Genomic DNA, 11986 nt, shown 5'->3' with positions numbered 1-11986 from the left:
CGTCCCCGTCGCCGGCATGGCCCTGATCCTCGGCGTCGACCGCTTCATGAGCGAGTGCCGGTCGCTGACCAACTTCATCGGCAACGCGGTGGCCACCGTCGTCGTCGCACGCTGGGACAAGGCCCTGGACCCCGCCGCGCTCGACGCCGCCCTGAACGACCGCTCGCCGCCGCCGGCTGTGCCGACCACTGATCCGGCGTTGCAGGACGCGGACTGAGGGTCAGCTTCGAGCCCCCCCCTGTGGGGGAGGCGATCGCGTAGCGATGGGTGGGGGGATGGCTTTCCGGTGCCTCGAAAGCTGAGAACGACCCCCTCCGTCCGCTTCGCGGACACCTCCCCCAGAGGGGGAGGATCTTGGGGCGCGGCTTTGCGGCCTCGCGCCTTGGCTGCGAGTTGATCGAAGGGGTGCGGGGCGCCCGGGCGACGCCCGGAAGCTGTTTTGAGCAAGTTACCGTTTCGACGAAGCCGAGCGCTCCGCGCCGCCGTTTTCCATCAGCCTCCGGCCGGCGGCGCTGTTGACGCCTTGCCGGAGCGCGCCCGCCGGTTTCCCGGAAGGCGCGCCGCGGGGCGGGGATGTCCTGGGTAGGAGCGTCTCGCCCGTTTGTCCCCGACGAAGCCGACGGCGGGCGGGCCTGGCCAGCGCCAGGTCCCCGAGCGTCCGGTTTTCCCGACCGGACTCGTTCCCGCTCGACTGCATCCCGCCGCCGCATGGTCGCTGGCCTTGCGCCCCTTCGGTGCGGCGAGATGGGTAGAGTGTACGGCGGGTTTGAACGCGTCTGATGCAGGCGCGTGAGAAAGTCGTAGGGCGTTGAGTTCGTGGAACTCTTTTCGGCGAGCGCCGGGGATCGACGGGGCTCTGTCCCCTTCGCTCCCGCTCCTCCCCCGAATAACGGGGGAGGTGGCGCGGTGCGGATACGCGCCGTGACGGAGGGGGCGACGGCCGGCGCGGCGCCTAGCCTCGCCCCCTCCACCGCTTCGCGGTCCCCCTCCCCCGCAGGCGGGGGAGGAGCGCCTTGCCCGGCTACCGCCTCGGCAGCTGAGAACGGCCCCCTCCGGCCCTTTGGGCCGCCTCCCCCAGCGGGGGAGGATCAAAAGAAAAGGCCCCGGAGGTTTCCCTCCGGGGCCTGATCTTCAATCAGCGTATCGCTGGATCGATCGATTACTCGACGATCTTCGCGCGCCAGAAGCGCATGCGCTTCTGGCCTCTAAGCCTTGTCGTGAAAATCGTTATTCAACGATTTTCGCGACGACGCCGGCGCCGACGGTGCGGCCGCCTTCACGGATGGCGAAGCGGAGCTTCTCTTCCATGGCGATCGGGGTGATCAGCTCGACGTCCAGCTCGGCGTTGTCGCCCGGCATGATCATTTCCACGCCTTCGCGCAGCTTGATGATGCCGGTCACGTCGGTGGTGCGGAAGTAGAACTGCGGACGGTAGTTCGTGAAGAACGGCGTGTGACGGCCGCCTTCTTCCTTGGTCAGGATGTAGGCCTCGGCCACGAACTTGGTGTGCGGGGTGATCGAGCCCGGCTTGCAGAGCACTTGGCCACGCTCGACGTCTTCACGCTTGGTGCCGCGCAGCAGCACGCCCACGTTGTCGCCGGCTTGACCTTGGTCCAGCAGCTTGCGGAACATTTCGACGCCCGTGCAGGTGGTTTTCTGGACCGGACGGATGCCGACGATTTCGACTTCTTCACCGACCTTCACGATGCCGCGCTCGACGCGACCGGTGACCACGGTGCCGCGGCCCGAGATCGAGAACACGTCTTCGACCGGCATCAGGAAGGCCTGGTCGATCGGGCGTTCCGGCTGCGGGATGTAGGCGTCGACCGAAGCCATCAGCTCGAGGATCTTCTCTTCGCCGATGTTGGCGTCGCGGTTTTCCACGGCGGCCAGGGCCGAACCCTTGGTGATCGGGATGTCGTCGCCCGGGAACTGGTAGGACGACAGCAGCTCACGAACTTCCATTTCGACGAGCTCGAGCAGCTCTTCGTCGTCGACCATGTCGACCTTGTTCATGAACACGACCAGAGCCGGCACGCCGACCTGACGGGCCAGCAGGATGTGCTCGCGGGTCTGCGGCATCGGGCCGTCGGCGGCCGACACGACCAGGATCGCGCCGTCCATCTGGGCAGCACCGGTGATCATGTTCTTCACGTAGTCGGCGTGGCCGGGGCAGTCGACGTGAGCGTAGTGACGGTTGGCCGTCTCGTACTCGACGTGAGCCGTGTTGATCGTGATGCCGCGGGCCTTTTCTTCCGGCGCAGCATCGATGTCGGCGTAGTTCTTGGCGGTCGCGCCGCCCGACTTCGCCAGCGTAATCGTGATCGCGGCCGTCAGCGTCGTCTTGCCATGGTCAACGTGACCGATGGTGCCGATGTTGCAGTGCGGCTTATTACGTTCGAACTTTTCCTTGGCCATTTTCTTAGCTCCAGGACCCCAGAGGGGCCTTTGGTTGAACTTCTGGGGTTTGGGCGGGCGGGTCCGAAGACCCGCCCTACTCTTCCGCTAAACGTTTCGTCCGGAGACGAAAAGCTTAGGCGTACTTCTTGATCACTTCGTCGGCGACGTGTTGCGGCACCGGATCGTAGTGGTCGTAGACCATGCTGAACTGAGCGCGGCCTTGCGACATGCCGCGCAGGGTGTTCACGTAACCGAACATGTTGGCCAGCGGGACGAAGGCGTTCACGACGGTGGCGTTACCGCGCATGTCCTGACCTTGGATCATGCCGCGACGGCTGTTCAGGTCGCCGATGACCGAACCCAGGTACTCTTCCGGGGTCACGACCTCGACCTTCATGATCGGCTCGAGCAGCTTCGGAGCGCCCTTTTCGCGCAGCTCCTTGAAGGCGGCGCGCGAGGCGATTTCGAAGGCCAGGACCGACGAGTCGACGTCGTGGAACTTGCCGTCGGTCAGGGTCGCCTTGAAGTCGATCAGCGGGAAGCCGGCCAGCAGGCCGTTGTCCTTGACCGATTCCAGGCCCTTCTGGACGCCCGGGATGTATTCCTTCGGCACGGCGCCGCCGACGATCGAGTTTTCGAACACGAAGCCCGAACCCGGCTCGCCCGGTTCGAAGGTGATCATGACGCGGGCGAACTGGCCCGTACCACCGGTCTGCTTCTTGTGCGTGTAGTCGATGTCGACCTTGCGGCCCAGCGATTCACGATAGGCGACCTGCGGCGCGCCGATGTTGGCCTCGACCTTGTAGGTGCGCTTCAGGATGTCGATCTTGATGTCGAGGTGCAGCTCGCCCATGCCCTTCAGGATCGTCTGGCCCGACTCGAAGTCGGTCGAGACGGTGAAGGACGGATCTTCGGCGGCCAGCTTCTGCAGGGCGACGCCCAGCTTTTCCTGGTCGGCCTTCGACTTGGGCTCGACGGCGATCTCGATGACCGGGGCCGGGAATTCCATGCGCTCCAGGATCACCGGCGACTTCAGCGGATCGCACAGGGTGTCGCCCGTGCGGGTTTCCTTGAGGCCGGCCAGGGCGACGATGTCGCCGGCGTAGGCTTCCTTGATGTCTTCGCGGTTGTTGGAGTGCATGAGCAGCATGCGGCCGACCCGCTCGCGCTTGTCGCGCGTCGAGTTCAGCAGGCTCATGCCGGTTTCCATCTTGCCCGAGTACAGGCGGCAGAAGGTCAGCGAACCAACGAAGGGGTCGTCCATGATCTTGAACGCCAGAACCGACAGCGGCTCTTCGTCCGAGGCCTTGCGAACGATCTCTTCTTCGGTCTTGAAGTCGATGCCCTTGGTCGGCGGAATGTCGACCGGCGACGGCAGGTAGTCGACGACGGCGTCGAGCAGGGGCTGGACGCCCTTGTTCTTGAAGGCCGAGCCGCAGAGGATCGGGTAGAAGGCGCCGGTCAGAACGGCCTTGCGGATGCACTTCTTGATGGTTTCTTCCGAGGGCTCTTCGCCGCCCAGATAGGCTTCCATCGCGTCGTCATCGAGCTCGACGGCGTTCTCGACCAGGTAGGCGCGCGCTTCCACGGCCTTGTCCAGCAGGTCGGCCGGAATCTCTTCGTCGCGGTAGGTCGCGCCCAGGCCGTCGTTGTCCCAGACCACGGCCTTCATGCGGACCAGGTCCACGAGGCCCTTCAGGTTCGATTCCGAACCGATCGGGAATTGGATCGGCACGGCCTTGGCGCCGAGGCGGTCGCGGATCGACTCGACCGACTTGTCGAAGTCGGCGCCGATCTTGTCCATCTTGTTGACGAACACGATCCGCGGAACCTTGTACTTGTCGGCCTGGCGCCAGACGGTTTCGGTCTGCGGCTCGACGCCGGCGTTGCCGTCCAGCACCGTCACGGCGCCGTCGAGGACGCGCAAGCTGCGCTCGACTTCGATGGTGAAGTCGACGTGCCCGGGGGTGTCGATGATGTTGAGGCGCTTGTCGTTCCAGAAAGCGGTCGTCGCGGCCGACGTGATGGTGATGCCGCGTTCCTGCTCCTGCTCCATCCAGTCCATGGTGGCGGCGCCGTCGTGGACTTCGCCGATCTTGTGGGACTTACCGGTGTAATACAGGATCCGCTCGGTCGTCGTCGTCTTGCCCGCGTCGATGTGGGCCATGATGCCGAAGTTGCGGTAGTCTTCGATTTTATGCGTGCGGGGCATAGCGATCGCTCTGCGAAACGGGGCGGCCCTGACGGACACGACCGGGATTTAAACGTGCGGCGCGGGCGGTTTATCGCAAACCGCCCGCGCCTGAAAGGGTGCTGGTAAGAAAGCTTACCAGCGGTAGTGCGAGAAGGCCCGGTTGGCTTCAGCCATCTTGTGGGTGTCTTCGCGCTTCTTCACGGCGGTGCCGCGGTTGTTCGAAGCGTCGAGCAGCTCACCAGCCAGCTTTTCGGTCATGGTGTTCTCACCGCGCTTGCGAGCGGCGGTCACCAGCCAACGGATGGCCAGGGCGCGGCGACGGTCCGGACGGACCTCGACCGGCACTTGGTACGTAGCGCCGCCGACGCGGCGCGAACGGACTTCGATCGCCGGGGCGACGTTGTCCAGGGCGGAATGGAAGGTTTCAAGCGGACCTTGGTCCTTGCGCTTGGCTTCCAGGATGTCGAAAGCACCGTAGATGATGTTTTCGGCGACGGCTTTTTTGCCTTCGTACATCACGTAGTTCATGAACTTCGTGACAACCAGATCCCCAAACTTGGGGTCCGGCAGGACTTGACGCTTCTCTGCGCGGCGACGGCGGGACATTCTTCTTCTTCCTTACTTCGGACGCTTGGCGCCGTAGAGCGAACGACGCTGCTTACGATCCTTGACACCTTGGGTGTCGAGGACGCCGCGCAGGATGTGATAGCGGACGCCGGGCAAGTCCTTGACGCGGCCGCCGCGGATGAGCACCACCGAGTGCTCCTGCAGGTTGTGGCCTTCGCCCGGAATGTAGCACACGGCTTCGATGCCGGTGGTCAGACGGACCTTGGCGACCTTACGCAGAGCCGAGTTCGGCTTCTTCGGGGTCGTCGTGTAGACGCGGGTGCAGACGCCGCGACGTTGGGGGCAGCCCTTCAGGGCGGGCACCTTGTTCCGGACCGGCTTCGGAGAGCGCGGCTTACGGATGAGCTGGTTGACGGTAGGCATTAAGTCTCTGCTCTGATGGAAGCGTGTGCCTTTCGGCCGAGGCGCTTCAGGGTCCTTGTTGTTCTTCTTTCCGGCTTCAAGGCTCCGGTTGGAGACCCGATAAACACGAAACTCGCCGGGACGCGGAAAGCGTTCCGGCGGGCCTGCCGTCGGTTAAGGGACGGACGCTCATCAGGACGGGCGCAAGACCCACCTCGAAAAGAGCGCGGAACCTACTCGCGAAGGGGCTCCACGTCAATCGTCGCCTTCTGCGTCGGTTAACGGGACGTTTACTCGCCCTGCGACTGGCCGATGCGACGGTCACGCTTTCGCCATCAGCGATCGCCAGCCTGGGCTCGCAACCTTCCCTTGTCGTCGAGCCTCTTGTGGTCGAAGCCGCCGCGCGGTCCATAACCCTTCTGCTGGATCGCCCCGTCGAAGCCAAGCCCGACAAGCGGTTCTGGGCCGTGGCGGGCGGATCGGCGGTCGTGCACCTGGCGGTGCTGGCCTGGCTGGCCCTGCCCGTGCGCGAGGTGTTTCCCGACCAGGACACGGTGTCGATCGTGACCATCGACCTGATGACGCAGACGCCGCGCGAAGTCCCACGGGAAGCCGCCGAGGCCGCCCCGGCGGCGTCGGCCAGCCCCCTGCCGATTCCACGCGAGGCCCGGCGACCGGCGCCGACGGGAATCGCCCCCTCCCCGTTCGTGGCCGCCCCCTCGGCCGGGCAACGCGACCGCGGCGCCTCGGACCATCCCGCGCCGCTGCCCGCCGCCCAGCCCGGCGGCGACCTGAAGACGGCCCTGCGCGGCAGCGGCACGGGCTGCGCCAACGACCGGGCGGTGGGCCTGAACCGGCGCGAACGCGAGCGCTGCGACGAGCGCTGGGGCGAGGCCGCCCGCAAGGCGCCGGAATACGCAGCCCCCATCGAAGCGGGAAAACGCCGCGACTTCGACATCCAGTCGCTGCGGCAGGAAGCCGCCCGCGCCTATCGCGACGCGCCGATGGGCCCCGGCGTCGACCATCGCAGTCGTGACGGCCCCGGCCGGGGCAAGGACATTCCGATGGTCGGGGGCCTGGAGCAGGACGGCCTGGGCCGCCAGCGCGACGCCACGCAGCAGAAGCTGCGCCTGCTGGAGATGCAGAAGAAGAAGGACTAGCGCCCTTCCCTATCGCGTCCCTGGCCTATCGCGTCACCTGGCCTACCGCGTCACGGGCAAGTGCTTGGCCAGGAACTGCTCGGTGGCCTCGAGCACGCGGGTGCGCGAGGCCGAGTTGGTCAGGTAGTGGTCGTCCTTCTCGAGCGAGAGGGTCTCGACAGGCCGGCCGGCCGCCTGCATCGCGTCGCGCATGCGCTCGGACTGGGCCGGCAGCACGGTGGTGTCGCGCTCGCCCCAGACCAGCAGCACCGGCGGCGTGGCCTTGCCCACCTGCCGGGCGGGCGAGATCGCGGTCAGGGCGGTCGGATCGCTGGCGGTCGAGCCCATGACCTGGCGCCAGTAGCGGAACGAGTCGGAGTCCTTGCCGTAGGCGGTGACCGTCTCGCCCAGGGCCTGCGGCAGGTCGGCGACGCCGTTGACCGAAACCGCGCAGCGATAGGCCTCCGGGTGAAGGGTCGCGCCGGCCAGGGCCGAATAGCCGCCGAAGCTGGCGCCGACGATGCAGACTCGGGCCGGGTCGACCACGCCCTCGGCAGTCAGGCTGGCGACGCCGTCCAGCAGGTCGGTCTGGATCTTGCCGCCCCATTCACGCTCGCCGGCCTTCTCGAAGGCGTCGCCGAAACCGGAGGAGCCCCGGAACTGCGGTTGCAGCACGGCATAGCCGCGCGTGGCCAGGAACTGGGCCCACCAGTCGAAGTCGAAGCCGTCGCGAGCCGCGGGCCCGCCATGCGGCATGACGATCAGCGGGAGCTTGCCGCCCGCAGCCGGCGCGCCGGGCGGCAAGGTCAGGTAGGCCGGTATCTCCAGGCCGTCGCGCGCCTTGTAGGTCAGCCAGCGGGTCTGGCCCAGCGCCTGGTCCTTGAGTTCGGGATACTCCTCACCCAGGGGCGAGATCTCCTTGCGGGTCTTGTCGAAGAGATACCAGGTGGCCGGCGCCGACGGCGAGGCTACCCGGACGAAGAAGCGCGTGCGGTCCTTCGACCAGCCGGTCAGCAGCACGTCGCGCCCCTTGAAGGCCCGGGACAGCGCGCCGTGCACGCTCGCCAGTTGCGGATCGAGCCATTCGTAGACCGGACGCTCGCCGCCCGAGACGATGGCCGCCGGCGTGGTCAGGTGGGCGTCGCGCAGCAGGCCGACGTCCTGGTTGGTCACCGACTTGCCGACCAGCTCCGGCTCGCCTCCGGCCAGGCGGATGCGGACCACCTGCGAGACGCCGTCGGCGCCCTTGCGGACCATGAAGGCCGCGTCCTCGGCGTCGGAATAGCCCAGATAGCTGTCGTCACGGTCGGCGCTGGCCAGCGGACGCCACTGCTTCTGGCCCTTGGCCCGGGCGTAGAGGCTGACCTTGTGGCTGATGATGTCTTCGTCGATGCGCACGCGGGCCTCGCCGTCGGCGTCGACGCTCCAGCGCTTGGTGTCGGGCGTGCCGCGCTCGGCGACATTGCCGCGTCCCTTGGCCACGTCCACGCGCCACAGAGTCCAGACCAGCGGGTTGATCACCCCCTTGCGAACCAGGCGGGTGCCCAGGTTGCCCTCGCCATTTTCGACCACCTGGTCGAGCCCCAGCACCATGGCCTTGGGCTTGTCGCCGTCGACCACGCCCAGCACCGGCTGGCTCAGCGCATAGGCCGACGGGTTGTCGCCCTCGAGCAGGGTCGAGACCACCTTGCCCTTGTTGTCGACGACGACGTTGCGCTCGAAGCGATAGGCGTTGCGCGGACCGGTGCTCTCCCAGTAGGCCGCGCGGACCAGCAGGTAGGTCTCGCCCACCCAGCGCACGTCCATGGTCTGGACGTCGCCGAGGGAGAGCTGCGTCTCGCCGGGCTTGTCGATTGTGGCGAAGCGGACAGTGCGCGCCGCCGGGGCCCCGCCCAGGATGGCCAGCTGGTCGCCGGCCGGCGACATGGCCACGTCCTGCACGCCCGGCAGCCGTCCGAAGGCCGACGCCGGCGGCGGCGACTGGGCTTGCGCCCCCTGAAAGGCCGCCAGCGACAGAACGGCCGCAGCCCCGAATTTAGAAAACACGCTCGCCCCCGAGAACACGCGTTCAGCGGCACTTCACCGAACGCGCACACTCAAGGCGATACTGGCCGGGCGCGTCAAGCCCAAGGCCGAGCTTGAAGTCAGCCGGCGCGGCGCTGCGTCGAAGAAGACACCTGCGAGGTGCGGAAGCGCGCCACCATGCCCGACAGCTCGTCGGCGGCCGTGACCAGGTTGCGGCTGTCGCCGGCCGAGCGGCTGATCAGGGCGGCGTTGCGCTGGGCGCCCTGGTCCATCTGGTTCACCGCAGTGTTGACCTGCGACAGGCCCACCGACTGTTCCTGGGCGCCGGCGGCGATCTGGCTGACGATGCCGTCGATGGCCTCGACCTGGGCGACGATTTTCTGCAGGGCCTCGCCGGTGCGGCCAACCAGCTTCACGCCGGCTTCGACCTGGCGGGCGCTGTCGGCGATATGGACCTTGATCTCCTTGGCGGCCTCTGCCGAGCGCTGGGCCAGGGCCCGCACTTCCTGGGCCACGACCGCGAAGCCCTTGCCGGCGTCGCCGGCGCGGGCGGCTTCCACGCCCGCGTTCAGGGCCAGAAGGTTGGTCTGGAAGGCGATCTCGTCGATGACGCCGACGATCTGGCCCACCTGGTGCGACGAGGCCTCGACCCCGCCGATGGCGGCGATGGTGTCCTCGACGACGGTGCGCGAACGGCCGGCCTCGGTCTGGGCCTCGCGCACGGCCATGTGCGCACCGCGGGCGCCCTCGGCGGTGCGGCGGACGGTGACGGTGATCTCTTCCAGGGCCGCGGCCGTCTCTTCCAGGCTGGCGGCCTGCTGTTCGGTGCGGTCGGAGATGTCGGACGAGGCGTCGGCGATGCTGCCGGCGCCGGCGTTCAGGGCGCCGACGGCGTCGACCACCGAGCTCATCGCCGCTTCCAGGCGCTCGACGGCCTGGTTGAAGTCGCTGCGCAGACCCTCGTAGTCGTGGGCGAAGGGCTGGTCGAGGCGAACCGTCAGGTCGCCGTCCGAAAGGCGGCCCAGGCCTTCGGCCAGGCTCTCGACCACCTGGTTCTGCTCGCGGGCAGAACGAGCGTCGCGGGCCTGGGCGGCGGCGCGGTCGGCCTCGGCCTGGTCGCGATCGCTGGCGGCGTCGGCCTCGATGCGGCGCTTGGCTTCGGCGTCGTCGCGGAAGGCGTGCACGGCGTCGGCCATCAGGCCGATGTCGTCGCGGCGGCCTGCGAACGGCAGGGCGACGTTGAGGTCGCCCTTCATCAGGCGGGCCATGGCCTCGCGCAGGGTCTTCAGCGGCGACAGCTGGCGGCGGACGGTCAGCACCGAGGCGACGCCGCCGGCCATGCCCAGCAGCACCCCGGCCACGCCCAGCCAGGCCAGCTGGCGATAGACGGGTCCGAAGTAGATGTCCTTGGGGACGCCGACGAACATCACGCCGATCACCTGGCCCGAAGCGTCCTTGATCGGGTCGTAGGCCACGAAGTAGTCGCGCTTGAGGATCTGGGTCTCGCCGCGATAGGCCTCGCCGCGGCCGAGCACGGCGTCGTAGACCGGGCCCTGGGCCAGGCTGGTGCCGACCGCGCGCGAGCCGTCCGGCTTCTCGACATTGGTGGTGATGCGCTTGTCGCCCGCGAACACGGTGGCCACGCCCCCGGCCAGGGCCTTGACGCGGTCGACGCCGGCCAGGTCGCCGTTCAGCACGTGATCGCCAACCAGCAGCTGGTCGCCCTCGCGCCGGAAGTTCTGGCCCTGCCGTCCGATGACGTCCCAGGCCACGCGCATGCTGGTTTCCTGCTGGGCCACGGCCTGGCGCTTGGCGAAGCCGAGCGAGCTCCAGGCGACCACGGCGAGCAGCCCGGCCAGGAGAACGGCGAAGGCGGCGGCGATGGTCAGGCTGACCTTGGTGGAGATGTCCGAGCGCATGGAGTCCGGGCGAGAGGAAGGAATTTGCACTCCTTTTCACCCGGCCCGGCTGAAATTTCATTTAACGCGCCGAAATAACGCGAGTCTTTTTACAATACGTCATATTTCCACCGAAGGTTGCCAAATCTAGGCGCTCGGCTTCGATGTCGTGACGGGGCGAATGATCTTGCCGTTGCAGGCCAGCTTCCAGGCTTCCCAGTAAGTGGTGTCGAGGTGAGCGCAGCCGGCCTTGTTGTAGGCGATCTCGGCGTCGTACCAGTCGACGTCCTGTTCCCCCAGATACTTGAGCACCAGCGCCCGGCACTGCGGCCTGGCCTTGGGCGAAAGGGCGTCCTTCTCCCGGACCACGTGATAGGCCTCTTCGTTCTTGGCCTTGGTGGCGACGAACCCCGTCCAGCGATCGCCGGGCATGGCCGCGTCGAGACAGACGAACCGCCCCTCTCCTTCGACGTCGCTGACCAGCGGGTCGCGGAACAGCACCTCCTGGGGCTCAGGGAACGTGCCGGAGATGATCGAGAACACCTCGTCGATCGCCACCTTCTCGGCGCCGGTAAAGCCATCCGAGGGCTTGGGGTCCGGCGGGATCTCCGGCGCACACGCGGCCAGGCACAGGACGGCCGCGACCGCCGCGATCGAGAAGCTGCGAAACATGGATGTCCCCCGACACCAGGCCGCTCCGGCGACCGCCCACAAAAAACGGCCGAGCCAGGCTCGACCGTCAATTGATAGGCGCGCGGCAAAGCCGCCGCCAGTCGCCATCCACGCCCCTACGGCGCGTCGCACCGCGGAAGCGCCGCCAGGGCGTTGTATTCGCTCTCGGCGAGGTTCATCGCATGCTCGGCGTTCGAGGCGTCGATAGTCAGCTCGGCCCTGCGGTTGGACAGCGCCAGCTCGAACTCCGTCTGGGCGTTGTACTGGCAGTCCATCATGTCACCGATGTTGGAGTTCGGCGGGCCGCGACCGCAGGCCTCGTACTGGACCAGGAAGGCCCCGTACATCTGGATGTACTCGTCGGTCCACTCGAAGAACTGATCCTTCTCGGTCGCCGCGTTGTAGGCGAGATAGGCCGTGTAGTAGGCGTCCCACGCCGCGCTCACGTCGCTGCTCCAGGAGCAGGTCTGGGCCTGGGCGGGCGATCCGAGATGGAAAAGGGCGAGCGCCATGGCGGCCGACGCCGCCGCGACGCGCTTTAACCTGAACATGCATCCTCCATATTTTTCTACTTATGGAAGAATGCTGTCCTATCCTCAGACAATTGTAAAGCTTGCTGGCGTGGCGCTTTCGCCAGTCCGTGAAGGCGCTGGCGACACGCCCAAACGAAAAAGACCCGGGATCGCTCC

General features: G+C 67.2%; 10 protein-coding genes. 2 read left to right on the top strand and 8 right to left on the bottom strand.

The annotated features are described in order from the left end of the window. Positions 1-217 (top strand): cation:dicarboxylate symporter family transporter (locus tag SGCZBJ_RS19445; protein ID WP_133149298.1); only part of this gene is annotated, 217 nt, incomplete at its 5' end. 1010 nt (positions 218-1227) lie between these two features. On the opposite strand, the gene tuf is transcribed toward SGCZBJ_RS19445, so the two are convergent. The 4 genes from tuf to rpsL all read right to left on the bottom strand — a co-directional run bounded on the left by tuf (position 1228) and on the right by rpsL (position 5584). Beyond that, positions 1228-2418: an elongation factor Tu gene (gene tuf, locus SGCZBJ_RS19435; protein WP_101719590.1), complete on the bottom strand. Its 1191-nt coding sequence runs from the start codon at positions 2416-2418 to the stop codon at positions 1228-1230. Positions 2419-2533: 115 nt separating this feature from the next. Next, positions 2534-4612 carry an elongation factor G gene (gene fusA / locus SGCZBJ_RS19430; RefSeq protein WP_101719589.1) on the bottom strand — a complete coding sequence of 693 codons (2079 nt, stop codon included), beginning with the start codon at positions 4610-4612 and terminating at the stop codon, positions 2534-2536. A gap of 114 nt (positions 4613-4726) precedes the next feature. Beyond that, entirely contained in the window at positions 4727-5200 is a 474-nt protein-coding gene (gene rpsG / locus SGCZBJ_RS19425) for a 30S ribosomal protein S7 (protein WP_004624018.1), read from the bottom strand. 12 nt (positions 5201-5212) lie between these two features. After that, positions 5213-5584, bottom strand: a complete 372-nt coding sequence (rpsL, locus tag SGCZBJ_RS19420) for a 30S ribosomal protein S12 (RefSeq protein WP_058350131.1) — start codon at positions 5582-5584, stop codon at positions 5213-5215. A gap of 365 nt (positions 5585-5949) precedes the next feature. On the opposite strand from rpsL, the gene SGCZBJ_RS25755 reads away from it, so the two are divergent. Then, positions 5950-6723, top strand: coding sequence for a hypothetical protein (locus SGCZBJ_RS25755; protein ID WP_165799386.1), 774 nt, complete (start codon positions 5950-5952; stop codon positions 6721-6723). Positions 6724-6765: 42 nt separating this feature from the next. Here SGCZBJ_RS25755 and SGCZBJ_RS19410 read toward each other — a convergent pair whose 3' ends face one another. From SGCZBJ_RS19410 to SGCZBJ_RS19395, 4 genes are all read right to left on the bottom strand, one after another. Continuing rightward, positions 6766-8748, bottom strand: coding sequence for an alpha/beta hydrolase family protein (locus tag SGCZBJ_RS19410; protein ID WP_133149297.1), 1983 nt, complete (start codon positions 8746-8748; stop codon positions 6766-6768). A 98-nt stretch (positions 8749-8846) separates the two neighbouring features. After that, positions 8847-10646: a methyl-accepting chemotaxis protein gene (locus tag SGCZBJ_RS19405; protein WP_101719587.1), complete on the bottom strand. Its 1800-nt coding sequence runs from the start codon at positions 10644-10646 to the stop codon at positions 8847-8849. A gap of 126 nt (positions 10647-10772) precedes the next feature. After that, positions 10773-11297, bottom strand: coding sequence for a hypothetical protein (locus SGCZBJ_RS19400; RefSeq protein ID WP_101719586.1), 525 nt, complete (start codon positions 11295-11297; stop codon positions 10773-10775). Between the two features lie 116 nt (positions 11298-11413). Beyond that, positions 11414-11848 carry a hypothetical protein gene (locus tag SGCZBJ_RS19395; RefSeq protein ID WP_101719585.1) on the bottom strand — a complete coding sequence of 145 codons (435 nt, stop codon included), beginning with the start codon at positions 11846-11848 and terminating at the stop codon, positions 11414-11416. Positions 11849-11986: the final 138 nt, after the last annotated feature.

Origin of the sequence: Caulobacter zeae, assembly GCF_002858925.1 — a bacterium.
Lineage (GTDB): Bacteria > Pseudomonadota > Alphaproteobacteria > Caulobacterales > Caulobacteraceae > Caulobacter > Caulobacter zeae.
Note: the sequence above shows the minus strand (reverse complement) of the source record. Positions and strands in the feature narration are given on the sequence as shown.

Bases quoted from the DNA above. Each gene is read 5' to 3' on its own strand.
- rpsG (WP_004624018.1), bottom strand. From the start codon at position 5,200: ATGTCCCGCCGTCGCCGCGCAGAGAAGCGTCAAGTCCTGCCGGACCCC.
- SGCZBJ_RS19405 (WP_101719587.1), bottom strand. From the start codon at position 10,646: ATGCGCTCGGACATCTCCACCAAGGTCAGCCTGACCATCGCCGCCGCC.
- fusA (WP_101719589.1), bottom strand. From the start codon at position 4,612: ATGCCCCGCACGCATAAAATCGAAGACTACCGCAACTTCGGCATCATG.
- tuf (WP_101719590.1), bottom strand. From the start codon at position 2,418: ATGGCCAAGGAAAAGTTCGAACGTAATAAGCCGCACTGCAACATCGGC.
- SGCZBJ_RS19400 (WP_101719586.1), bottom strand. From the start codon at position 11,297: ATGTTTCGCAGCTTCTCGATCGCGGCGGTCGCGGCCGTCCTGTGCCTG.
- rpsL (WP_058350131.1), bottom strand. From the start codon at position 5,584: ATGCCTACCGTCAACCAGCTCATCCGTAAGCCGCGCTCTCCGAAGCCG.
- SGCZBJ_RS19395 (WP_101719585.1), bottom strand. From the start codon at position 11,848: ATGTTCAGGTTAAAGCGCGTCGCGGCGGCGTCGGCCGCCATGGCGCTC.